At 68.8% G+C, this 23,863-nt stretch carries 18 protein-coding genes; 2 read left to right on the forward strand and 16 right to left on the reverse strand.

Annotation, left to right across the window (positions count from 1 at the left end):
• The first annotated feature begins 197 nt into the window (after positions 1 to 197).
• Both LOZ83_RS24035 and LOZ83_RS24040 read left to right on the forward strand, forming a co-directional pair.
• Positions 198 to 596, forward strand: coding sequence for a cupin domain-containing protein (locus LOZ83_RS24035; protein ID WP_236793741.1), 399 nt, complete (start codon positions 198 to 200; stop codon positions 594 to 596).
• Complete coding sequence (locus LOZ83_RS24040) at positions 593 to 1,483, forward strand: alpha/beta fold hydrolase (RefSeq protein ID WP_236793743.1); 891 nt, start codon at positions 593 to 595, stop codon at positions 1,481 to 1,483. The genes LOZ83_RS24035 and LOZ83_RS24040 overlap by 4 nt, the downstream gene beginning before the upstream one ends.
• Before the next feature lie 4 nt (positions 1,484 to 1,487).
• Here LOZ83_RS24040 and LOZ83_RS24045 read toward each other — a convergent pair whose 3' ends face one another.
• The 16 genes from LOZ83_RS24045 to LOZ83_RS24120 form a co-directional block, all read right to left on the reverse strand.
• Positions 1,488 to 2,252, reverse strand: coding sequence for a 3-hydroxybutyrate dehydrogenase (locus LOZ83_RS24045; RefSeq protein ID WP_236793745.1), 765 nt, complete (start codon positions 2,250 to 2,252; stop codon positions 1,488 to 1,490).
• 46 nt (positions 2,253 to 2,298) lie between these two features.
• The gene (locus tag LOZ83_RS24050; protein WP_236793746.1) at positions 2,299 to 3,363 is read right to left on the reverse strand and encodes a CaiB/BaiF CoA-transferase family protein; all 1,065 of its coding nucleotides are present in this window, start codon (positions 3,361 to 3,363) and stop codon (positions 2,299 to 2,301) included.
• Between the two features lie 58 nt (positions 3,364 to 3,421).
• Positions 3,422 to 4,186 carry a crotonase/enoyl-CoA hydratase family protein gene (locus LOZ83_RS24055; protein WP_236793747.1) on the reverse strand — a complete coding sequence of 255 codons (765 nt, stop codon included), beginning with the start codon at positions 4,184 to 4,186 and terminating at the stop codon, positions 3,422 to 3,424.
• A gap of 7 nt (positions 4,187 to 4,193) precedes the next feature.
• Positions 4,194 to 6,308, reverse strand: a complete 2,115-nt coding sequence (locus LOZ83_RS24060; RefSeq protein WP_236793748.1) for an acetate--CoA ligase family protein — start codon at positions 6,306 to 6,308, stop codon at positions 4,194 to 4,196.
• A complete protein-coding gene (locus tag LOZ83_RS24065; protein WP_236793750.1) occupies positions 6,305 to 6,745 on the reverse strand; it encodes a Zn-ribbon domain-containing OB-fold protein in 441 nt (146 codons plus the stop codon). The genes LOZ83_RS24060 and LOZ83_RS24065 overlap by 4 nt, the downstream gene beginning before the upstream one ends.
• 7 nt (positions 6,746 to 6,752) lie before the next feature.
• Positions 6,753 to 7,925, reverse strand: a complete 1,173-nt coding sequence (locus LOZ83_RS24070) for a thiolase family protein (protein ID WP_236793753.1) — start codon at positions 7,923 to 7,925, stop codon at positions 6,753 to 6,755.
• A gap of 30 nt (positions 7,926 to 7,955) precedes the next feature.
• Positions 7,956 to 9,398, reverse strand: coding sequence for an aldehyde dehydrogenase (locus tag LOZ83_RS24075; protein ID WP_236793755.1), 1,443 nt, complete (start codon positions 9,396 to 9,398; stop codon positions 7,956 to 7,958).
• Positions 9,399 to 9,482: 84 nt separating this feature from the next.
• The gene (locus LOZ83_RS24080) at positions 9,483 to 11,063 is read right to left on the reverse strand and encodes a sigma-54-dependent Fis family transcriptional regulator (RefSeq protein WP_236793757.1); all 1,581 of its coding nucleotides are present in this window, start codon (positions 11,061 to 11,063) and stop codon (positions 9,483 to 9,485) included.
• A gap of 77 nt (positions 11,064 to 11,140) precedes the next feature.
• Positions 11,141 to 12,466, reverse strand: a complete 1,326-nt coding sequence (locus tag LOZ83_RS24085) for an MFS transporter (protein WP_236793759.1) — start codon at positions 12,464 to 12,466, stop codon at positions 11,141 to 11,143.
• Positions 12,467 to 12,684: 218 nt separating this feature from the next.
• Positions 12,685 to 14,307: an FAD-dependent monooxygenase gene (locus LOZ83_RS24090; protein ID WP_236793760.1), complete on the reverse strand. Its 1,623-nt coding sequence runs from the start codon at positions 14,305 to 14,307 to the stop codon at positions 12,685 to 12,687.
• A 35-nt stretch (positions 14,308 to 14,342) separates the two neighbouring features.
• Positions 14,343 to 15,482, reverse strand: coding sequence for an NADH:flavin oxidoreductase/NADH oxidase (locus LOZ83_RS24095; protein ID WP_308190289.1), 1,140 nt, complete (start codon positions 15,480 to 15,482; stop codon positions 14,343 to 14,345).
• Positions 15,479 to 16,696 carry an acetyl-CoA C-acetyltransferase gene (locus tag LOZ83_RS24100; RefSeq protein WP_236793762.1) on the reverse strand — a complete coding sequence of 406 codons (1,218 nt, stop codon included), beginning with the start codon at positions 16,694 to 16,696 and terminating at the stop codon, positions 15,479 to 15,481. The genes LOZ83_RS24095 and LOZ83_RS24100 overlap by 4 nt, the downstream gene beginning before the upstream one ends.
• A gap of 46 nt (positions 16,697 to 16,742) precedes the next feature.
• Positions 16,743 to 17,753 (reverse strand): phosphotransferase family protein, encoded by a 1,011-nt coding sequence (locus tag LOZ83_RS24105; protein WP_236793764.1) that lies wholly within the window; start codon positions 17,751 to 17,753, stop codon positions 16,743 to 16,745.
• Positions 17,750 to 19,396, reverse strand: coding sequence for a (2,3-dihydroxybenzoyl)adenylate synthase (locus LOZ83_RS24110; protein WP_236793766.1), 1,647 nt, complete (start codon positions 19,394 to 19,396; stop codon positions 17,750 to 17,752). The genes LOZ83_RS24105 and LOZ83_RS24110 overlap by 4 nt, the downstream gene beginning before the upstream one ends.
• Positions 19,386 to 21,686: a hydantoinase B/oxoprolinase family protein gene (locus tag LOZ83_RS24115; RefSeq protein ID WP_236793768.1), complete on the reverse strand. Its 2,301-nt coding sequence runs from the start codon at positions 21,684 to 21,686 to the stop codon at positions 19,386 to 19,388. Before LOZ83_RS24115 ends, LOZ83_RS24110 begins: the two co-directional genes overlap by 11 nt.
• The gene (locus LOZ83_RS24120; RefSeq protein WP_236793770.1) at positions 21,683 to 23,833 is read right to left on the reverse strand and encodes a hydantoinase/oxoprolinase family protein; all 2,151 of its coding nucleotides are present in this window, start codon (positions 23,831 to 23,833) and stop codon (positions 21,683 to 21,685) included. The genes LOZ83_RS24115 and LOZ83_RS24120 overlap by 4 nt, the downstream gene beginning before the upstream one ends.
• Positions 23,834 to 23,863: the final 30 nt, after the last annotated feature.

Consider the following 23,863-nt stretch of genomic DNA (forward strand, 5'->3'; position numbering starts at 1 on the left):
AGCGGCCCCTCCCGCCAGCCCACCACCACCCTCAACGGGCACGCTGCGCGTGGCTACGTCATGCCAATACACCACGTCGCCGCTGTCCTCGCCAGGAACCACCTCAGAACCCGCAGCGGCGCCAGTGCACGGCCCACAGCAAGCGGCTCCGCCGCTTACAAAACAGAACCAAATACACCATCAGGAAAGGAATGCCCGTGAACGTGTGGTCCGCCGATATCCAGGCCGTACCCGAACACCTCGGCACCGCCAGCAGCAAGTACCTCATTCCCAAGGAATCCTTGCAGGAAGCCACCTCTGGGACGTATCTGGCACTCGTCTCCGTGTTCGAGGTGGCCGGTGGCACGACGATGGCGGCTCATCACCATCCGACCCACGAGTTCTGGTTCGTCGTGCAGGGTGAAGCGATCATGCAGGTCGCCGACGAGGCCCGGACGATCAAGGCCGGTGACCTGATCTACACGGAACCCAATACGCCACACCAGATCCGGGTCGAGTCCGCGGAGACCTTCCGCGCCCTCGCCTTCGCACTCGGCTACCCGGGCCAGGGCTCCCAGCACGTCGACGTGGAACTCGACACCGTCGAACCGGCATGACCGACCTGTTTCCCGGCTTCGCCAGGGTTTCCCTGCCCACGAGCGGCGGCACCCTGATCGCCCGCGCCGGCGGTCCGGACAAGGCACCCCCGCTGCTCCTATTGCACGGGTACCCCCAGTCGCATCTGTGCTGGCACCCCATCGCCACCGACCTCGCCGAAGACTTTCGCGTCATCGCCCTCGACCTCAAGGGCTACGGCGATTCCGCGGCGCCGGCCGGGGACGGCGGGCGGCATGCCTACGCCAAACGGACCTTGGCCGCCGAATGCGTGCAATTCATGGCGCAGCTGGGCCATGACCGGTTCACCGTCGCCGGGCATGACCGTGGCGCCCAGGTCGCCTACCAGATGGCGCTCGCCACACCGCGGCATGTCGAGCGTCTCGCGGTGCTCGACAACCTGCCCGTCCACACGGTCTGGGAAATGATCGAAGCAACGCCGGGCGCGCTCCCGCACTGGACCGAAATGGCCCGGCCGAGCCCGCAGGCCGAAGCGGGACTCGATGTCGAAGGGATCGAGGACCTGGTGCGGAAACACACCGCCGACGGCACCCTCGACTGCTTCTCGCCCGCGGCACTGGAGCAGTACCGCCAAACCTGGCGGCAGCCCGAGCGGATTCACGCGTTCTGTGAGGACTATCGCGCGGGCGCGACCACCGACCGCGAAGCGGATCACGAGTACCTCGCCTCGGGGCGGGCCGTCACCTGCCCCACGACGATCATCTGGGGCGCCACTTTCCTCGGGGCCGGGACGGAATCACCCCTGTCCGCCTGGCGCCGCACCTTCACCCCGGACGCCGTCGGAGTCGAGGTCCCCGGCGGTCACTTCGTCGTCGAGGAAAGCCCGAAGGAGACATTGGCGGCGCTACGAGACCTGATGACCCGCTGACGTCTCAGGAGGCGCTCCAGCCTCCGTCGAGAACCAGTTCGGTGCCGGTGATGGACGTGGCCTCCGGCGAGCACAAGTACGCGACCGCACCGGCGACCTCCTCAGGCTCGATCAGCCGCTTCACCGCCGACCGCGCCAAGAGCACATCGGAGACCACTTCATCCACGCTCAACCCGTGCACGCTCGCCTGGTCCGCCAACTGGTTCTCGACCAACGGCGTGCGCACATACCCCGGGCATACGCAGTTGCTGGTGACCCCGTTGGGCGCACCCTCCAGGGCGATCACCTTCGACAACCCCAGCAACCCATGCTTGGCACTGACATACGCCGACTTGAACGCACTAGCCCGCAAACCATGAATGCTGGAGATATGCACAATCCGCCCCCAGCCACCCTCATACATATGCGGCAGCACAGCCCGGCTGAGCAGGAACGGCGCCTCCAACATCAACCGCAACATGAACGCAAACCGCGACGGATCGAACTGCTCAATCGGCGCCACATGCTGCACACCAGCGTTATTCACCAGAATATCCGCCTCAAACACCCGCTCAGCCAAATCGGCGGTATTACTCAAATCGAGCACCAGCGACTCACCGCCGATCCGCTCAGCAGTCCGAGCCGCACCCTCCGCATCGATGTCACACACCACAACATGGGCACCAAGAGCCGCCAACCGGGTCGCCACAGCCGCACCGATCCCACTCGCCGCACCGGTCACGATGGCGCGGCGAGCGGAAAGGTCAGGCCCCGAGAGATCAGTCGTCATGTCTGGGAGATTAGGCGATCAGGCCGGTCGTGCGGCGCCGCAGTCCTCAGGTGTCGCGTTCGGGCAGTGAGGGCGCCGGCCCTGGCGGAAGCGCGGGGTGGACGGTGTACCGGATGGGGTGGGCGATCGTGAGGTAGCCGTCGACGCCCGTGGTGAGAACGCCGCGCTCGCGGAAGTGCGGGTGTTCGAGCATCTCGGCCCGGGTGAGGACCGGCGCGACCGGCACTCCGCGCTGTTCCAGGGCTTCGATGAGGCCGGTTTGCTCGAACGTCGCCACCGCCGCCGCGATGTCCGCGCTCAGTGCCGAAGCGCCGGCCGAGCGTTCGGCCATGGTGCGGCCGATGTACCGGCCGAGCCCCAGCGCGTCGCACAGGGCGTCCCAGAAGTGATCCTCGCTGTAGACCCCCAGGACGATCCAGCGGTCGTCCCTGGTCCGGAACGTGCCCATGGCGGGAGCGCCGCCGTGATCGTCCGACGTCCGCATCCCGGCCCGCCGGGGGTCCACGGCGCCCAGCGGCGCCACCCAGGTCGCGAGCAGGTCGGTCATGGAGACGTCGATGTGCTCGCCCTCGCCGGTCCGCCGCGCACACACAACCGCGGCGAGGATGGCGAAGGCGGCCGCGAGCCCTGATCCCTGGTCGCCTATGAGCAGACCTGCCGGGGCCGGTGGGTGGCCGTCGGCGACGGTCATCGCACCGGCGTACGCCTGGTAGTTGGCGTCGTGCCCGGTTGTGCCCGCCAGCGGACCGGTCTGGCCGAACCCGGAGATCGAACACAGCACGATGGCGGGGTTCACGGCACGCAGCTGGTCGAAGCCGACACCGAGCCGGGCCGCCACACCCGGCCGGTAGTTCTCCACCACCACTTCGCAATCGCGCACCATGTCCAGCAGCGCGGTCCGGTCGCGGTCGTCCTTCAGGTTGAGCACCACGCTTTTCTTGTGCCCGTTGAAGTTCACGAACCGGTCGCCCACCGGCCGCATGCGGTCGCCCCCGGGTGGCTCGACCTTGACGACCTCGGCGCCGAGATCGGCGAGTAGCTGGGTGGCGTAGTGACCAGGCTGCCACAGGGACAGGTCGAGCACCCGCAAGCCGTCCAGAAGCGTTGTCATCGGCTACCAAAGTACGACACTGTCGCTCCGCCGGTCCATGCTCGGACGCGGGCGCCGATCAGAATGTGATCGAGCGTTTCCGCAAGAACGCCTCCATCCCGGCCCTCGCGTCTTCGGACGTCAGCGTCATGGCCTGCGCCAGGCTTTCGGTGAAATAGCCCGCGGATGCCGGCATCTCCCCGATTTCCTGGAGGGCGTGGAGGATCATGTAGTTCGAGATCGGGGCGTTGTGGATGACAGTGCGAGCGATCTCCAGCGCCTTCTGCATCGCCTTGCCCGGCTCGACCACGTAATGCACCAAGCCCAGCCGTTCGCCCTCGCGCACCTCGTACCGGCGACCGGTGAGCATCATCTCGATCAGGCGGTCGGTTCCGATGATCTTGGCGACGCTCACACTGGCGCCACCGCCAACAAAAATTCCGCGCCTTCCCTCCGGGAGTTCGAAGAAAGCGGTTTCGTCGGCCACCCGGACATGGGCCTGGCAGGCGATCTCCAGCCCGCCGCCGATGACAGCACCCTGCAGCGCGGCGATCACCGGGCGGCCACAGTTACGCAAGCGTGCGAGCATGGCCTGGCTGGAGCGGGAGAATTTCACGGCCTCGAACGGCGCCGCCTGCTCGTGCTCTTTCAGGTCGAGGCCGGCGCAGAAATGATCTCCGGTTCCCGCGAGCACGACAGCTCGTACTTCGTCAGGCAAGCCGGATAGTGCGGAGTCGAGCCCATCGGCGATGGCTCGCGAGAACGCATTGCGCCGTTCCGGCCGATTCAGCGTGATCGTCGCGATCGGCCCGTCGACTTCGAGCACCACGAGGTCATTGTTCATCGAGTCCTCACTTGGTCACCATGAGCGCATCGAGCGCTACGGCACCTTCTCCGCCTGGCAGGGCGACGAGAGGATTCACGTCGATCTCCACGATGTCGGGCTCGGTGATCATGAGCCGGCCGACCGCCCGCACGACGCCCGCGACCGCGTCGACGTCCACCGGCGCGGAACCGCGGAAACCGTGCAGCAGCTTCGCGGCCCTCAGCTGGTTCAATTCGCCGACGATGTCGCTGTGCGTGAGCCATGGTGAGAACAGCCGGACATCTTTGAGCATCTCCACCCAGACCCCGCCCAGTCCCACCATCATGACGGGCCCCCACTTCGGGTCCCGCTTGGCACCGACAACCAGCTCCACACCGTGGCGGCCCATCGCTTCGACGAGCACGCCGTCGAGCTCCAATCCAGGCCGGGCAGCGGCGACGTTGCGGTGAAGCTCGTCCCACGCGTCACGAACCGCGTCGGCGTCGCCCAGCGAAAGGAGCACGCCACCGACCTCGCTCTTGTGCGCGAGCGACGCCGCCTGAGCCTTCATGACGACCGGGTAGCCGACGGTCCGCGCGATCGACACAGCCTCATCCGCGGTGCCGGCGAGGCCGCCCTCGGGCACTGTGATCCCCAGCGCGGCCAGGACTTTCTTGCCCGACCACTCCGCGTGTGTGCCGGAGCCGAGCCCGGGCAGTCCGCTGAAGCTTGTCGCCTGAGCCTGATCGTGTGTGCGACGCGCCTGGCGGGCGTAGCGGTGATACGTCGCCAGGGTTCGGATCGCGCGCTCGTGCGAGCGCGTGACGACGATGTTGTTGTCCGCCGCGTAGCGCAGCAGTTCGGGTGGCAAGGGGCAGTCCTCGCCCGCGAGCACGAAGATCGCCGGTGCGGGTTGCTCCTTGTGGGCCTGTGCGAACGAACTCAGCCAGGCCATCATCCGGTCCGGTTCCGTCAGCGGCAGCGAGACCAGCACACTGCCGATCGCCGGATCGGAAAGGAGTTGCCGGGCGCCGTCCCCGACCATCTCCGGCTTCCAGGCGGGCAGGGTGCCGAGATCCAGCGGATTGCGCGCCGACAGGTAGTCGGGAAGCAGGTCGGTCAGGGCCTCGATCTGTGGCGCGCCGAGGGCCGGGGTGTCCAGCCCGCGCGAGTCCAGATAGTCCGCACTCAGCGCACACAGTGCACCGGAGGTGGTCACCAGGCCCAGGCCACCCTCGCGCGGGATCGGGGAATACAGCAGCAGCTGACAGAGATCGATCAGCTCCTCGGTGGTCTCGACGAGCAGGATCCCCGCGTCCTCAATGGCGACCCGCATCGCGGCGTAGTCGTCGGCAAGAGAGCCGGTATGCGAACTGGCCGCCTCCTGCCCCTTCGCGGTACGGCCGGGATGCAGCAGGACGATCGTCTTGTTCTTCGCCCGGGCGATCGCGCCTAGGGCAAGGAATTCTTCCGGCGAGCCGATCTGCTCGGCATACGCCGCGACCACCGAGGTCCGCTCGTCTTCGAGAAAATGGCCACTAAGGTCACTGACATCGATGCCCGCTTCATTACCGGTCGTCATGACGTACGAGATCGGCACGCCTCGTGCCCGCAGAGATCCGGAGAGGTGATTGGCGATACCGCCGCTCTGTGCGATGACGGCCACCGCCGGGCCGGAGTCGCGCGGTAAGGCGGGCGGTGCCTTCTGTTCGATCATCATCACGGTCAGGCCGTCGACGAAGTTGTAATAACCAACGGTGTTGGGTCCGAGCAGTGCCAGATCGCCCGCCGCGGCGATCGCCGCGATCTCCTCCTGCTGGCCGCGCCCGGTGTCTCCCACCTCGGCGAAGCCCGAGGCGAAGCTGACGGCGCCGCGTATCTTGCGATCGACGCACGCGACGACAGCGTCACGCAGACCCGCCGCGGGCACGGTGAGGATGGCGAGATCGATCCCCTCCGGAAGATCGAGGGGATCCGCCAGGATAGGCCGTGATCCGACCTGTCCGGCGGTACGTCCAACGAGAAAGATGTCGCCTTCGAACCCGTCTTCGAGCAACTGGTTCAGGATGATCTGGCCGGCGGTTCCGGGACGCGATGACGCGCCGAAGATCACGATGGAGCTGGGGCGCAAAAGGCTTTCGATTCCGTCGTGTGTGGTCATTTTCCCGGCACCTCGCTGTCCGGTTCGAAGAGCAGAAGATGCCGGCCGTCGTCCAGTGGCATCCAGTACGGCCGGATACGCCGGCCGATGCACAGGTCCTCGGTCGAGGCGTGCACCAGGTTCGAAACGATGTCCACTCCCGCATCGAGGCGCGCGATGATCACCGCGTAAGGATCTTGGCCCTTGAACGGCCCGGGGCCCAGGTGGGTGAGCGTGTAGCTGTAGATCTCACCCCTGCCGTCGACCTCCCGCCATTCGAGGTCGGTCCGGCCCGTCGCGATGCTGACGGGCCGGGGGAAGAACTGGAACTGTCCGGTACGCGGGCATTGCTGAAGCAGGAGCCGCTTCTCGCGCGACGCTTCCCAGAACGGGTGCGAAAACGGTAGCTCGCGAAATGAACCGCGGGAGACATCGACTGTGTCATTGAGCTTTGCCATGATCACCTCACGCGTCCGGGGCCAGGATGAGGACAACACTCGATCCCCAGTTGCGCCCGTAGTTGATCCAGCCGATCCCGGTGACGAGCGCGTTTTCGGTGTCCTTCACCTGTCGCGGTCCGCCTTGGCCGAACAGTTGCCGGACGGCTTCGACGAGGTTGGTCCCACCGCCGGCAAGACCCGCCTGCCCGGCGGAAATCTGACCGCCACCGGTGTTGAGCGGCAGATCGCCGTCGAAGGCGAAATTGGTCTCGCGAATGAAGTCAGCGCCCTGTCCCGGCTTGCAGAAGCCGAGCATCTCCAGTTGCAGCATGATCGCGATCAGGAAATCGTCGTACGGATGGACGGAATTGATATCGCCGGGCGTCAACCCGGCCTGCGCGAACGCCCGCGCGCCGGCGCTGGTGTGACCGGCGTTGGTGATGTCGACCAAGCTCGAAGCACCGCCCACATTGGTCACCTCGCCGTACCCGATCGGGACGACGAACCGGTCGAGCTTGCGCGCCTTCGCGATATCGCGGCGCGTCACCAGCAGCCCGTTGGCACCGTCGGCGAACATCACGCAGTCGAGCAACCGGATCGGTTCCGCGATCATGCGCGAGTTCAGGTAGTCCTCACGCGTGATCGGCGTGCGAAGCTTCTGGCACGCGTTGTCATTGAGGAGTGCGTGATTCCGCTGTGTCACGGCGAGTTTGGCGAGAGCCTCGGGATCGAGACCGTACTGGTGGTCGTACCGCTTCGACAGCAGGCCGAACGAACCCGGCGGCCCCATCAGACCCACCGGGTCGGACCACTCCTCGTGATACGAATAGTTGACATAGTCGAATCGGCTCGTCGGCGTGTCGCTGCAGATCACGAGAACCGTCGAGCAGAGACCGGCGTCAATGGCCGCGGCCGCCCGTGCGACCGATCCGGCGGCCCCGCACCCGCCCAGGTCGACGGTGTCGACGAAATTCAGCTCCAGGCCCAGGAACTCGACGAAGCTCTGTGCCCAGAACGCCGTCGCCGCCGCGGACACCGACGGCGTGACGATCAGGCCGTCGATTTCCGATTTGGAAAAGCCTGTCGAGTTCAACAGGCTGTCCATGATCACGCCGCCGAGCGCAAAGGGCTCGCTTCCACTCTTGTAGCGGAGCTCTGTTTCCGCGTAGCCGGCAATCACACAGTCTTGCAGCGCCATCCGTATTCGTCCCAACGTCCGTCGCGTTTGTCAGCGGTAGATCGACTTCAGCTGCTGGTAGTTGAGCAGCGCCTCCGGCCCGAACTCCCGGCCGAGTCCACTCGACTTGACTCCACCGAACGGGGCCGCCGGGTCGACGGTGTAGTGGTTCAGACCAACTGTGCCGGTGCGCAGCTGGCGCGCGACCCGCATCCCGCGCTCCTCATCGGCCGTCCACACCGAACCGCCGAGACCGAACTCGGAGTCGTTCGCGATCCGCACCGCGTCCGTCTCGTCGGTGTAGCCGATGATGGACAGCACCGGACCGAAGATCTCCTCGCGCGCGATGACCTGGCTGTTGTCGACGTCCGCGAACACCGTTGGGGCGACGTAATACCCGTGCGAGAACTCCGCGGGACGCGACCCGCCCGCGACCAGCCGGGAGCCCTCGGCCTTGCCCTTCTCGATGTAACCCTCGACCCGGTCGCGCTGGCGAGCGCTCGCCAGTGGGCCGACCTGGGTGGCCGGATCCATGGGGTCTCCCACGGTCAAGCCCTTCGCGAGCGTGGCGACCGCGTCGACCACCTCGTCGTACCGGCTTTGCGGGGCCAGCACTCGCGTGCTCGCGAAGCACGCCTGACCATTGGCGAGCATGGTCGCGAAAAAGAACGGCTCCGCGATCGCGGTGTCGAGATCGGCATCGTCGAGGACGATGGCGGCCGACTTGCCGCCCAGTTCCAGGGTCACCGGGCGCAGGCGGCTCGCGCACGCCTCGGCCACCCGCCGTCCGGCGGCGGTGGAGCCGGTGAACGCGACCTTGTCGACGCCGGGATGTGAGACGAGGTACGCGCCGGTCTCGCGGCCACCCGGGACGATGTTGATCACCCCGGCCGGCAGGCCCGCCTCGGCGACGGCCTCCGCGAAGAGGATCGAGTCCAGCGCGGCCTCGGGTGAGGGCTTGAGCACGAACGTGCAGCCGGCGGCCAGACCGGGAGCGTACTTCGTCGCCGACAGCAGCTGCGGTGCGTTCCAGGGGACGATCGCCGCCACGACGCCCAGTGGTTCCCTGCGCACATGGACGGGACTGCCGAGCATGCCCTGCCGAACCTCCTCAAAGGACTCGTCGCGGACCAGGCCGGCGTAATAGCGCAGCAGTGTGCCCGGCAGCATGCCCTCCACCTGTTCGCAGACCGTGATGGTCATACCGTTCTGGGCGGTGACGGTGCGCGTGATGTCTTCCTTGCGCCGGTCGAGCGCGTCGGCGAGCCGGTAGAGAGCCTCGGCGCGCCGGGCCGGCGACCACGCCGGCCAGCCGTCCGGATCGTCGAAAGCGGCGCGGGCCGCGGCCACGGCGGCGTCCATGTCCTTCTCGTCGCCGTGTGGCACGCTGCCGAGAACGGCTTCGGTGCTCGAACCGATGACCGTGATCTTCTCTTGCGCGTGCGGGGTCACCCAAGCACCCCCGATGAACAGCGAATCCTGGTGCGGGTACACGTTGCCTCCGTTGGCCGGGTGAACCGTGAACGGAAGCGACGCTAATCGAGGAAACCCACCGCCGACCGTCCAACTTCTGGACGGTCAGCGCGCGTGCTCGAGCGCATCGAGGCCGAAGGCTCGAAGCTTCTTGTACAGGGTGGTCGGGCTGATCGACAGCATCCGGGCCGCCGCACGCCGGTTGTGCCCGCAGGCCTGGAGCGCGTGCCTGATGGTCGCGCATTCGGCCTGTTCGACCAGTGACAGCGGGCGCGAGGAGGCTCGGCTCGGACCGCCTGGCAGGTCGGCCACGGTGATTTCGTGCCCGGCCCGCGCCGCGGCCGACATGAGCACCGAACGCAACTCGGTGAGGTTGCCCGGCCAGGGCCGGCAGGCCAGCGCCCGAAGAGCGTCCGAGGTGAGGCGGGCGCCAGTGTCGCACAGGATTTCCCGTGCGAGGCCCGGGATCTCGGTCGTCCGATGGCGAAGCGGCGCCAGTTCGATCTTCGCCGGGCAGCGCGCGGCTATCGCCTGGTGCTCATCGCGCAGTGCCTCCACCGGTCCGCTCGTCAGCACGACGTGGGCTTCGGTGGAATCCAGCGCATGCGCGAGGTCGCGGGCGACCGAGTCATCGAGCCTGTCCATCGACTCGATGAGCACGGCACCGCCGGCCGAAAGGGACTCTCTCAGCTCGGGTGCGGAGACAGCCTGGGCCGCCGCGTCGAAGATGCGCGGCTCACGCGGCAGGAGGGAGGTGGCTCGGGTCGTTCGGCCCGTTCCCGGCTCTCCGGAGATCAATACCGGCCGTGCTGTGTCGATGCCGGCTGAGCCGGCCGTCAGCCGCCGCACCCTGATCTCGATGATCACCCCGCCGTCCGTGCCGATGCGGTGAGTACGCACTACCGCCGCCCGGCCCGAATTGAGGCGCAGGTGGCTGATCGTGTCACCCGGGGTTCGCTCCGCCAATGCGCTGAGGAGCGCAAGATCAACGGCGTCGAGCGTGTCGCGAGCGATGTCGTTGGTGAGAACCACATCGCGGCCCAGCGCTACGACGGCCGCTTTCCCACGGCGGCGCGACACGGCGCGGAAGGCCGCGAGCAGGCGCTGGTCGGCGACCCGCGCACTGGCGATCAGCGCCAGCTCGATCTCCTCCGCGGCGCGGACGAGCACCGGGCGCATCAACGCGTTGCTCTCCGCGGCGGCGCACGTGATGTCGAGTACCCCGGCGAGCCGGGCAGTCGTGCGGTCGAAGACGGGATGGCCGTAGCAGCTGTAGGGACGCAGCGCCTCGATGTAGTGCTCGCCGCCGTGCACCGCGATACCGTGGCGGGTCTCCAGCACCGTCGCCACACCGTTGGTGCCGGTGTTCTCCTCGACGAACTGCCGGCCGACGACCCCGCCGACGTTCTCGATCCGGGCGCGCAGTGAAGACGTGCCGAACCGCTGGTCGACGATACGGCCGGAACGGTCGGCGAGCATGATCGTGAAACGGCTGCCGGCGATTTCGCCCGCTATGCGGTCGAGGACGGGCCGGGCCGCCTCGATGAGCCTGCTCGCGGGGTCGACGTCGGTCACCGGGAGTTCGTCGAGCCTCGCACTCGTCGGCAGGCTGGATTGCGCCGTGCGCCGCCAGGACGCCGCGATCTCGACACGGACCGGCGCGAGCCGTGAATGTGAGTCAGGCATGGCGGTCGTCCGTTCCAGGTCCGGCCGCCGGTGGCCAGGGCCTGGCCACCGGCGGCCGGAGCTTCTTGGTCACCGGATTATGCCTGTGTCGCCGTTCCCTCGGCGACTTCGGCCGCGGCAGGCGACGAGCCCCGCGCGCCGCGGGCGGACATCCCGCGGACGAGGAGAATCGTCGCGAGGGCGCCGACCAGTGGCGCCAGCGCGAAGATCCGGTACATCGATCCCGGACCCCAGCCGGCCTGCACGAGAAAGCCGGCGAACAGGGGCGCCAGAATGGCACCGACCCTGCTCACGGCACCGGCGATGCCGAGCGCCGTCGCGCGGGCTTCCGTCGGATAGAGCGCCGGCACGATGACGTTGATGCCCGAAACCGTGCCGGTGGCGAGAAGGCCGACGAGCACCGCCACGACCAGCGCGCTGCCCAAGGAGCCGAGCGACACCGAGAAGAGAACGAGCGCGAGTGCGCCGGCGACGAAGTACGCGGCGGTCAGCCGGCGCGCCTCGAAGCGAGATGCCAGCACACCCAGCAACACCGCGCCCAGGACCCCGCCGATGGCGAAGAGCACGCCACCGCTGAGACCCTGCTGAGTGGACATACCCGCCTTCAGCAGCAAGCTCGGCGTCCACGAACTCGTGAAGTAGTACGTCGTCTGCGCCGCGACGAACGCGACCCAGACCAGCACCGTCCGGACGGCGTTGTTGCCGCGGAAGAGCGATTCGAGCGCCACCTTGCGCGGTGCCGGCGCCTTCTCGGGCAGCTCGTCGACCTGGGCGCGGCCCATCGAGACGAGGATACGGTTGAGCCTGGCCAGCGCGTTGTCAGGACGCCGCGCGACGAGGTAGTCGATCGACTCGGGCAGGTAACGCAGGCCGATGGCGAAGATGATCGCCGTGGCGACGCCGCCGAACACGAAGACCGACCGCCACCCGTACGGGCCCACGAGCTGGCTCGTCGCGATCCCCGCGATGATCGCGCCCAGGCCGTAGCCCGTCGTGATCAGTGCGACGGCCATTCCCCGGCGCTTGTTGTTCGCGTACTCGGAAGCGAGCACCGGCAGACTGGCCGCCATCACCCCGATGGCCACGCCGGTGACCGCCCGGGCGGCGAGGAGCTGACCGAATCCCTGCGACACGGAGGCGCCCAGCATGCCCAGCGAAGCCACGGCAAGAAAAATGAGGGTCAAGCGGCGGCGGCCGATGCGATCGGCGAGCGGGGCCAGGAACAGGGCCCCGAAGGCCATCCCCGCCGGGCCGGCGCTGAACAGGAGTCCCAGCTGGGACGGGGCCAGGTGCCAGGCCTTGGCGATCGTCGGCCCGACGAACGAGATCATCAGGAGGTCGAAGCCATCGATCAGGTTCATGACAAGGCACAGCGAGACCGCCCCGATCTGGGCGCGACTCATGGGTGATCTTTTGATCTGCTCGAGAACGTTCAAGGGAACCTCGCTTCGTTGCGACGGTCGATTCGGCGGAATACCCGTGGGCTGCAGGTGGGAGCGTTTTCCGGGTACGGGGCACTCCGGATCATGTATGTAACGCTCACTCTACAATGTCCGAGATGCCGTGACCAGACCCGTTTCGCACCTCGGGTCGTATTGAGGTTCGGGGCACCGCGTGATGATCAGGCCCGGCCACCACCGCTGGGCTCGTGGGCGATCAGGTCGATCCGGCCGGTGAGCAGACCTTCCAGCAGGTCGGTCCGGAACTCGGCGGGACCGCGGACGGCCACGGTCGTGCGGCACGACGTGCGAATGCGTTCGGCCAGCGCGACCCGGTCCAGTAACGAGCCGCGCTCCGACCGACCGCTCAGTAGTACGCCGTCGGCACCGGCCGCGATCGCCGCCTCGGCGCGTTTCACGAGCGCGGTCGCATCGGCGCCCCACGGGTCATCGGTGTCCACAGTGATTTCCGCCAGGATCGCCGGTGCGGCATAGCGCGCTCGTGCCGCGGCGACCTCGCCCAGCGAGACCACAGCCACAGCGCCGCCATCCTGTCCGAGCACGCGGTGCTCCAGCACGACGTTGTCGCGCACGCGCAGCGGGCGGTGGACCAGCCATTCCCCGAAGGCTCCGGCGTCAGAGGGCGGGTTCCCGCCGAGGCTCTGTGCGGCTTCGTTGATGAGCTCGGGCGCCGAGGTGAGCAGTTTGCCGAGCGACATCGATCCGGACCGGGTCAGGTACGAGACCGCCATCCGCGCCGGGGACAGGTCGAGCCGCCGGTCGATCGACTGCCACCACAGGTTGCTGCGCCAGGCCCGGTCCTGCAGCAGCGCGGTGGCCGGCCGCTGGGTCGCCTCGTAGCCGGCCAGCGCGTCGGGCAGCGAATCGGTGGTGGTGAGCGCGTCCGCGAGCGAGATCGCGCTTTCCATGGCGTGTTTCGTGCCCGATCCCAGCGAAAAGTGCGCGGTCGCCATGGCGTCGCCGATCAGCACGACGTTCTCGTGGTGCCAGCGGTCGCACCGCACCCAGCGGAACCGGCCCCAGACCGACCGGTTGCCGATCAAGGGGGCGCCGTCGAGCAGATCCTTGAACACCTCCGCCAGGTACGTGAGCGCCTGAGCGTCCGAACTCCCGTCCTGGCGCGGGCCGATGGCCATACCGGCCGCACGGACGGTTTCGAGTGACGCTTCGATCACATGGCCGGACCGGGTCGCGGTGAAGGGGTAGGAGTGCGTCGCGTAGACGCCGTGCTCGGTCTCCACGGGAATGAAAACCGCGGAGTCGAGGACGACGTCGGCGGCGCACCAGATGAACGTGTCCCGGGCGAAGCTTTCGTGGGCGCCGAGTTCGTCGCGCAGGGCGGCCCGGCTGGCACTGTTCGCGCCGTCCGCGACAACCACGACGTCGGACCGCCGCCGCAACTCGTGCACATCCGCCTTGGTCCCGGACTGCAGGTCGACACCGGCCGACCGGCACGCGGAGGCCAGCACCCGCAACAGGTCCCGGCGGGCCACCGCGAGCCCCCGGCTGAACTCGGGAATCCGCACCGTTCCGCTGGCCAGCCGGAACTCCGCGCTCGGAGCGGCGACCCCCAAAGCGGCGATCTCGGCATGGGTCTCCTGGTCGGCCGCCTCGAACGAGGCCAGGGCGCTGCCGGTGAGGCTCACGCCGAACCCGAACGGCTCGTCGTGCGCGGCGCGTTCGTAAACGGTCACCGACCACTCGGGCCGGCGCCGTTTCAGCAACCGCGCCGCGTACAGGCCGGCGGGTCCACCACCGATGATCGAGACGATTTTTCCTGCCATGACTGGCTTCCTCCGTTCTGGAAGCGCGGCCGCCGCTAGTGGTGCCGGCGCCATGCGCCCTTCAGGTACTGGGTGGGATAGGGCGCCTCGTCGCGCTCGATGCCGAGGACATGGGCCGCCCGCAACGGCCACGAGGGTTCGCGCAACGCCGCGCGAGCGAGCAGGACCGCGTCCGCGGAGCCTTCGGCGAGAATGTGCTCGGCCTGTTCCGGGTCGGTGATCAAGCCGACCGCGGCGGTGGGGATCCCAGCGGCGCCGCGCACCTGCCGGGCGAACGGAACCTGGTAGCCGGGGCCGACGGTGATGCGACCGGGCGCCACCACGCCGCCGGACGAGACGTCGACGAGGTCGACCCCGAGGGGCTGGATCCGGGCGGCCAGTTCGGCGGTGTCTTCGACCGTCCACCCGCCCTCGACCCATTCACTCGCCGAGAACCGGACGAAAAGTGGTTTGCGGCCAGGCCATTCCGTCCTCACCGCGTCGACGATCTCGACGAGCAGCCTGATCCGGTTGTCGAACGATCCGCCGTAGTCGTCGGTGCGGAAGTTCGACAGCGGGGAGAGGAATTGGTGGATGAGGTAGCCGTGTGCCGCGTGCAGTTCGATGACGTCGAAGCCCGCACGGTCGGCACGCGCCGCCGCGGCGGCGAACCCGCGCACAGTGCCGGCGATGTCGTCCCGGGTCATCTCGTGGGGCGTGTCGAGACCGTCGAGCGCTACCGGCGACGGGCCCACAATGCGCCAGCCCCCTTCGGCGGCGGGGATCGTCCCGGCGCGGCGCAGCGCGGGCGCCCAGGTGGACGCCTTACGTCCCGCGTGGGCGAGTTGCACGCCGATCGCCGTGTGCTGGCTGTGCGCGAACTCGACGATCCGGGCCCAGGCGGCCTGCTGGGTTTCGTTCCACAGCCCGGTGTCCTGCGGGCTGATCCGTCCTTCCGGGACGACCGCGGTGGCTTCGGTCAGGACGAGTCCGAACCCGCCGGCCGCGCGGGCGCCGAGATGGACGAGGTGCCAGTCGGTCGGGACGCCGTCGCGGGCTTCGACGCTGTACTGGCACATGGGCGCCAGCCACACCCGGTTCTTGAACTCGACGTCGCGCAACCGCAGCGGCGAGAACACCATCGGGGTGCCTGTCGCCCGTTCTGCCCGCGTCGCGTCGGCGGCCGGGCGCGTCACGACAGTCGCTCCAGGACGACCGCCATGCCCTGTCCCCCGCCGACGCACATCGTCACCAGCCCGGTTTGCTTGTCGTGCCACCGCAATGAGTTGATCATCGTGGTGACCAGGCGTGCCCCGGTCATCCCGAACGGATGCCCGACCGCGATCGCACCGCCGTTGACATTGAGCCGGTCCAGATCGATCGCCAGTTCCCGCTGCGATGCGAGAACCTGCGCGGCGAAGGCTTCGTTGATCTCGACGAGATCGATTCCGGCCATGGTCATCCCGGCATTGGCGAGCGCTTTCGTGCTCGCCTGGACGGGGCCGGTGCCCATGATCTCGGGGCTCAATCCGGACACGCCGGTGGCGACCACCCGCGCCAGCGGCGTCAGTCCGAGGTCGCGAGCGTGCGTGTCACTCATGACCACGAGCGCCGCGGCGCCGTCATTGAGCGGGCAGCAGTTGCCCGCGGTCACGGTGCCGTCCGGCCGGAACACGGGCTTGAGCGCGCCGAGTCCGTCGAGGGTGACGTTCGGCCGCGGCCCGTCGTCGTGGGCCACGAGCTCGCCGTCCGGCGTGCGGACGGGGGTGATCTCCCGCGCCCAGAAACCGTTCGCGATGGCCTCCTGCGCGCGGTGCTGGCTGCGGCAGGCGAACTCGTCCTGGTCCGCGCGGCTCACCCCGTATCGCTGCGCGACGTTCTCCGCCGTCTGCCCCATGGCGATGTAGATGTCGGGGAGCTCACCCGTTTCGCGGGGATCGCTCCACTCGACGCCGCCATCGGCGGCTCGGGCGCTGCGTTCGCGAGCGCGATCGAACTTCGGGTTCATGGTGTCGGGCAAGGAATCGCTGTTGCCCTTGTCGAAGCGGCTGACGGTTTCGACGCCCGCGGCCACGAACGCGGAGCCTTCGCCCGCCGTGATGGCGTGGAACGCCATGCGCAGGGTCTGCAGGCTGGAGGCGCAGTAGCGAGTGACGGTGGTGCCGGGAACCGTGTCGAGTCCCAAGAGGACGGAGACCGCTCGCGCCATGTTGTGTCCTTGCTCGCCGCCGGGGCACCCGCAACCGAGCATCAGGTCGTCGAGGCGCGTGGCGTCGAGCGACGGGACCTTCTCCAGGGCCGCGGAAACCATCGCGGCGGCGAGGTCGTCCGGCCGCATCGCGGCCAGCGATCCCTTGCCCGCCCGGCCGATGGGCGAACGGGCGGTCGACACGATGACTGCGTCGGGCATGTGACGGGCCTCCGGGGAAAGTCGTTGGTGGGTAGGAGAAAATGGCTCAGGCGTCCAGCCTGGTGAGGGCGAACTCGGCCAGTAACCCGGCCTCGGCGGCCAGGCCGTCCACGGCGAGGTCCGAACCGGCTCGTCCGCCGCCGCGGTATCGGGCGGCGACGCCGAGTGTGATGACCGCCAGGCGCCAGGCCGCGAAGGCGATGTAGTACGGCAGTTCGGTGAGATCGAGCCCGGTTCCGGTGGCGTAGCGGGCCGAAAGTTCTTCCGCGGCAGGGAAACCGATCAGTTCACTCCCCCGTGGCACGACCTTGGCCAGGCGATCTTCCGGTTGCCAATAGAGCAGCAACCAGCCGAGGTCAGCGAGGGGATCCCCTTGGGTGGACAGCTCCCAATCCAGGACCGCGCGGACCTCACCGGCCTCGGAGAGGACCACGTTGTCGAGCCGGAAATCGCCGTGCAGCAAGGAAGTGCGCTGCTGGCGTGGGATCCGGCCGGTGAGCCGATCGTGCCCTTCGCTCAGCAGGGCGACGGTGGCGGGCTCGCCGTGGATCTGGGCCGACCACCGGCGCAGTTGCCGGGCGAGGTATCCCTCGGGGCGCCCCAGATCGGCGAGGCCCAGCTCGGCCGGGGAAACCCGGTGCAGCTCAACGAGTTCGTCGACGAGCGCCTGCCCGGCCCGGCGTCGGGCCGGTTCCGCCAGCGCCACCGCACTCGCGGTGTCCCGCGCGATGATGCCGCCGACGAACTCCATCACCGAGAACGGGGCGCCGATCACGTCCTCGTCGTCGCAGAAGGCAAGCTGGGCAGCAACATGGACGCGCGAACGCTGATGCAGGCTCTGCTGGATCCGGAACTCTCGGGCGACGTCATGGGCACCCTTCACATCGATTCGCGCGGGCGGACGCCTCAGCGCGACGCGGTGCCCCGTCGCGTCGTCCACGCGATAGGTCAGGTTCGAGCGGCCGCCGGCGATCAGCGTCGATGTGAGCGGCGGCTGGAGATCCGGCACCCGCTCGATGAGCCACGGTCCGAGCCGTTCCATCGCCACGGCGGTCATCGTGACACCGTCCGGGCCTGCCGCTCCCGGGCGAGTTTCGCCGCGATGTCCTCACGCAGGCGCTTCTTCGCGACCTTGCGGATGCTCGTGACCGGCAGCTCGGGGCGCACCTCGACCCGCTCGGGGAGCTTGAACTTCGCGACCCCTTGTGCGAGCAGGAATTCGGCCAGATCCGCCACGGTCGGGACCGGAACGTCCGCGCGCGGCACGACGTAGGCGCACACCCGCTCGCCCAGTTCCGGGTCGGGCATGCCGACGACCGCGACCTCGGCGACGCCGGGGTGGGTCACCAGGATCCGCTCCAGCTCGTCGGCGTGGATCTTCTCGCCGCCACGATTGACGTTGTCCTTGATACGCCCTTCGATCGAATAAAACGTCGTGCCACCGACGTCGTGGGCACGCGCGAGGTCGCCCGTACGGAAGAAGCCGTCCGGGGTGAACGCGACCGCGTTGTGCTCGGCCGCGGCGAAGTAACCGGGAATCGTGTACGGCCCGCGGCACGCCAGTTCCCCGACCTCGCCCGGCGCCACATCGGCCAGTTCGTCGTCCAGGATGCGCACCTCGTCCAGCGGGTGGATCGGGGTGCCGACCGTGGTCCGGCGGGCGTCCGCCGGCGCGTCCCACGGGGTACCCATGATCATCCCCTCGCCCATGCCGAACACGCCGAGCGCGCGAATGCCGAGCTCGGACTCCAGCCGGGCCGCGTATTCGGGGGTCTGCGGGCCGACGTTCAGCCGGACCAGCGAGCTCAGGTCGGCCGCACGCGCCGCCTCCGATTCGAGCAGCCGGTACGCGACGGTGGCATTGGCGACCATGTCGGTGACCCGTTCGCGCTCGACGAAACCGGCGATCACCTCCGCGTCCGCCCGCGGCGCCAGGACGACGGTCGCGCCGGTGAGCATGGCGGGCAGGACACACAACGCGATACCGGCGTTGTGCATGACCGGCAGAGCGTGCATGGCCACGGTCCGCTCGTCCCAATCCCAGCGGTCCGCCCAGGCCCGCGCGTTGCACAGGTAGTCGCAATGCAGCCGCGGAATGAGCTTCGGCGTGCCCGTGGTGCCGCCGGACAGCTGCAGCACGGCGAGGTCCTCGGCGCCCACATCGGGCAACGGCCCCGGCGGGTGCGCGACCAGCTCGTCCAATGTGACGCCACCGCTCCCCCGCGCCGCGATCGTGAACCGGACGCTCTCGTGGGTCTGGGCGAGCTCGGCCGCCAATGCTGGCAGGTCGGCTCGTGGCCAATCCGCCTGGATCAGATGGGCTCGGGCACCGGTGAGCGCGATCAGGTCACCGACTTCACGTCTCCCGTGCTGGGGCAGCGAACACACGGGCACCAGCCCGCTCTTGAGCAGGCCGTAGAACCCGACGAGCGTTTCCACCACATTGCCGGACTGCACGACCACGGCGTCACCCGGGCGCAGCCCGCGGTCCAGCAGCCCGCAGGCCACAGCGGTCGCCTGCCGGTCGAGTTCGGCGTAGGTGAGCCGCCGCTCGGCGTCCACCACCGCCACCCGCTCGGGCAGACGGGTGGCGGTGGCGCGCAGCACCGCACCGATCGCGGTACTGCCCCAGGCGCCGGCCGCCCGATAGCGCGCAGCGAGCGCTTCGGGCCGCCGGGGCAGGAGCCGGTCAGCGGGCATCCCGGCTCCCGAGGCTGTCAGCGGGCATCGGGTGGCCGGCCGGCACGACCTGGCTCACCAGCGCGGTCGCGCAGCCGGGGCAGAGCGCCTGCCGGAAGACGACGGTCTCGTCGACGTAGGTCGAGGAGTCCGGCCAGACGTGCGGTCCCGCGGCCGACGGACCGGCCTCAATGCGCGGCAGCGCGGCCAGATAGGGCTCACCCGCGGTGCCCAGCACCGTGCCACAGTGACGGCACACGACCGTCTCGCCGTCGACCAGTGCCTGGTTCACGTCCAGGTTCTCCGCGCCCGCGACGTCCGCCCGTCGCGCGCCCGCGTCCGCGCGGATGCCGGCGGCGCTGCGGCGCGCGGCCCACAATTGTTCACGCAGCTGCTGAGTGGCTTCCACATCGACGGCACCGTCTGGGTCCAGGACGACGCCGTAGACGTCCCGGGCAGCTTGCCCGGAGACCTTCGCTTCGCGCACGTCCTCGGCCACCGCGGCCGGGTCACGGCGCAGTGGATCGCCGTAACCGCCACCGCTCTGCCAGTGGACGTACACCGCGTCTTCGAGGCCGATCATGGTCTCGACCTCGCCACCCATGACGTCGCGACTGGCCGTGATGTCGTCGAGGCCGCGCGGAACCCGGCCGGCCGCGAACGCGCCGAGCACATCGCTGCCCCGCAGCACCATGTCGAGCTGCGTGTTGCCGGGGTACCCGCCGGCCAGCCCGGCGTTCTGCGTCGTCGCCTTGCCCGAGCCGGAGAAGACCCCGGCGAGCGGAGCCGGTGTGTCGTGCGGGATGAGACACACCGACCCGCTCACCCCACCGCGCTGGGCGCCGGGGCCGCCGGAGTCGGTCTCCTCGCGGCGCCACAGCAGCAGCACCGGCGAGGTGAACTCGGTCATCTCGGCATCGGGCGCACGCCCCATCGGGATGACGAACATGCCGCCGGTGTCGACGCCGTCGCGGTCGACGCCGGCGCCGTAGCCACCGGCCATCGTGTCCATCACCAGGGAGACGAACGGGTACTGGCGCTGGTCGATACCGGCGAGGGCGACCATGTCGAAGGTGCCACCGCACACCGACTGGACGGATTTGCGGGAGTGCGGCCGCGAATCGAGCATCTTGGCGAGGCACTCGTTGACCAGGTTGCCCGCCGCCCACGCCGGGCCGACCGGGCCCTTGCCGACCGCGGCCGGGAACGACGCGTTGATCATCGTGCCCTCGTCGGCGATGATGTCGAAGCAGCGCATCAGACCGCCGCCAGCCCACGGGATGTCCCCGGCCAGCACCGGGAGCAGCGCGGACATGATCCCGGCGCGCACCCCGGAATAGGGACAGTTGATCATGCCGGTCTGTGGGGCGGTGCCACGGAAGTCGAACGTCAGCCGGTCACCGGTCTTGGTCATCGCGAGCACGATCTGGTACAGGCCGCGATCGTCCTGACCGGAGTGTTCCTGGTACCCGGTGGCGTGCCAGGTGCCGTCGGGCAGCTCCCGCAGTTTCGCGCGCAGCCGCTGTTCCGCGTCGTCCATGATCCGCTTCATGACGGCCTTGACGGTGTCGGGCCCGTAGGTCTCCAGCAGCCGCCGCAGCCGGGTCTGCGCGGTGTTGTTCGCGCCGACCTTCGCACGCAGATCGAGTGACAGCAACATCGGCGTCCGGGACCGGCGGGTCCACATGTCCGCGACGTCCCGCTGCAACACGTTGTCGCGCACCACTTTGATGGGCGGGGTGGGCAGCGACTCCCAGAACACGTCCTGGGCGCGCGGGGTCCACGAACCGGGCGCGACACCACCGACGTCGAGCTGGTGAGCGACAGCCGAGGACCAGCCGAAGAGCTCGCCGTCGAAGAAGAACGGGGCGAACACGGTGGCGTCGTTCTGGTGCAGCCCGCCACCGACCCACGGATCGTTGCAGAGGAACATATCGCCCTCGTTGATGCCCGGGTTGTCCGCACGGTGGCGCAGGGTCCAGTAGACGGCCAGGTCCAGCGACGCGGACAGGAAGGTGTTGTACAGCCCGATCTGCACCTCCTGGCCGACTTCGTCGCAGAGGGCGAAGTCGAAGTCGTTGGCCTCGGTGACCACCACCGAACCGGACATCCGCTTGAGCGTCTCGCCCATCTCGTCGGTGATGGACCACAACCGGTGCCGGATCACCTCGTAGGTGAGCGGGTCCAGGTTGTCGATGGCGTCCTGGCCGACCGTGTGCAGCCGCAGGCTCGCCGGCACGCTCGCGCGGAGCTCGTCGACGTCGACCGGGCGGCTGTTGAAGACGTCGGCTCCGGGAATCGGGCTGCTCATGAGCGCTCCTCGGTGGTGTGGTGCAGAACGAGGTTGCCGAACCGGTCGATCTCCGCGGTGTCGTGACGGGAGATCGTGACCGTCGTCGTCGGTACTTCGACGATCGCCGGGCCGGTGATGCGGTGCCCTGGCGAAAGCCGGAGGTAGTCGTAGATAGGGGTCTCCTCGAACCCGCGCGCCGGGTCGAGCAGCACCGGCCGCCGGCCGGTGAGGGCGTCCTCGACACCTCGCCCGGACGCGGGATCGGCCTCGGGCAGGATCACCTGGGACGGGAGCACGCCGGTGGCGTGGACGCGGTAGGTGATGAACTGGAAACCGGCGTCCGCGTAGCCGGTCCCCGCGCCGAACGCACGGTGATAGCGGGCCTCGAAGTTCTTGAGCACATCCGCGAGGTCGGTTTCGCCGAGGGGCCCCGACGCCACGGGCGTGGGCAGTTCGGCCAGCTGCATGGTGTACCGGACGTCGACCTCGCGGCGCAGCACGATATCGACCAGCTCGACGCCCTGCTGCTCCAGTGCCGTACGGGCCTCGGCCTCGAGTTCCTCGAAGGTCTTCGTGACCTCGTCGGCGGGCACCGGGAACGTGGACGGCTTGGAGACTTCCTTGACCACGGCGACATTGCTGGCCGCGAGCCCGTAAGCGGAGAACGCCGCCGCCGACGGGCCGAGCGGCACGATGGTGGACTTCACGCCCAATTCGGCGCCATAGGCGAAACAGTGCACCGGACCGGCGCCGCCGAACGCGTATGCGACGAAGTCACGCGGGTCCTCCCCCGATTCGACGACGACCTTGCGCACCAGGTCCGCGGTCTGCGCGTTCTGCACAGCGAAGATCGCGGCGGCGGCGTCCTCGATGCTGAGCCCGAGCGGAGTGGCGACGTGCTTGTCGATGGCCTCGCGTGCCCGTGACACGGACAGCTTGGTGCGGCCGCCGAGGAAGTTGTCCGGGTTGAGGATGCCCAGCACCAGATCGGCGTCGGTGACGGTGGGCTCCGTGCCGCCCTGGTCGTAGCAGGCGGGCCCCGGGACGGCCTGCGCGCTGCGCGGGCCGATCCGCAGGTTGCCGCCCGCGTCGACCCACGCGATGGCTCCGCCACCGCTGCCGATCGCCTGCACCTTGAGCATCGGGACGTCGATCACATGCTGGTTGATCACCGCGGTGGTGGTCTGCATCGGTTCGCCGTCGACGATGAGCCCGACCAGGAACGTGGTCCCGCCGACGTCGGTACAGATGACGTTGCGGTGTCCGAGCTGGCCCGCCAGCCGGGTCGCCCCGGTCACTCCGCCGGTGAGCACGGAGCCGACCGTGGTGATCGCGGTCTTGGGCGCCTCGTGCGCGGCGAGCGTGCCGCCGGTCCCCTGCATGATCAGCAGCGGGCCGCGCAACCCGTTGTCGCGCAACCGATCCGTCAGCGGCTCCAGGTACCGGGCGAGCGTCGGGCCGACCTGGGTGCTCATGATCGTGGTCGCGTTGCGGGAGAACTCACGCATCCGCGGGGAGAGCTCGCTCGACAGCGTCACGTACATGTCGGGGGCCTGCTCGTGGATGAGCTCCCGCAACCGGCGCTCGTGCGCGGGATTGCGGAACGACCACAGCAGCGACACCGCGATCGCGTCGACCTCCTCGTCGAGCAGCTCCCGGATCGCCTGGCGCGCCTGGTCTTCGTCGAGCGGGACCACGACGCTGCCCTTGTAGTCGACCCGCTCGATGACCTCCTTCGCCCGGCGCTTGGGCACCAGCGGCGCGGGTTTGCGGGTCGCGAGGATGTCCTGGATCTGCTCCGGGCTGTTGCCGGCGTAGCGGCCGACGACGTTCATGATGTAGATCGAGTCGCGGTGGCCGACGGTGGTCAGCCACCCGACCTTGCCGACATCCCCGATCACGAGCGCGTTGAGCGTCGAGGTCGTGCCGTGGGCGATGTAGGACGTGTCCGCGAGCAGCGGCCGCAGGCCGACACCGGCACGTTCGGCCAGTCCTTCGAGCACCTGCATCACCCCGTCCGCGTAGTTCGGGGGTGTCGAGGGAGTCTTCGTCGAGATCATCGTGCCGTCGTCACGGGACGCGACCGCGTCGGTGAACGTTCCGCCGACGTCGATGCCGATCACATAACGCTGTCCCGCCTCCCCGGAATTTTTGGTGTTGGTCACCTTGGGGAAGGATGGTTCTGTTCGGTCACG

It is taken from the genome of Amycolatopsis sp. GM8, assembly GCF_021653975.1.
Lineage (GTDB): Bacteria > Actinomycetota > Actinomycetes > Mycobacteriales > Pseudonocardiaceae > Amycolatopsis_E.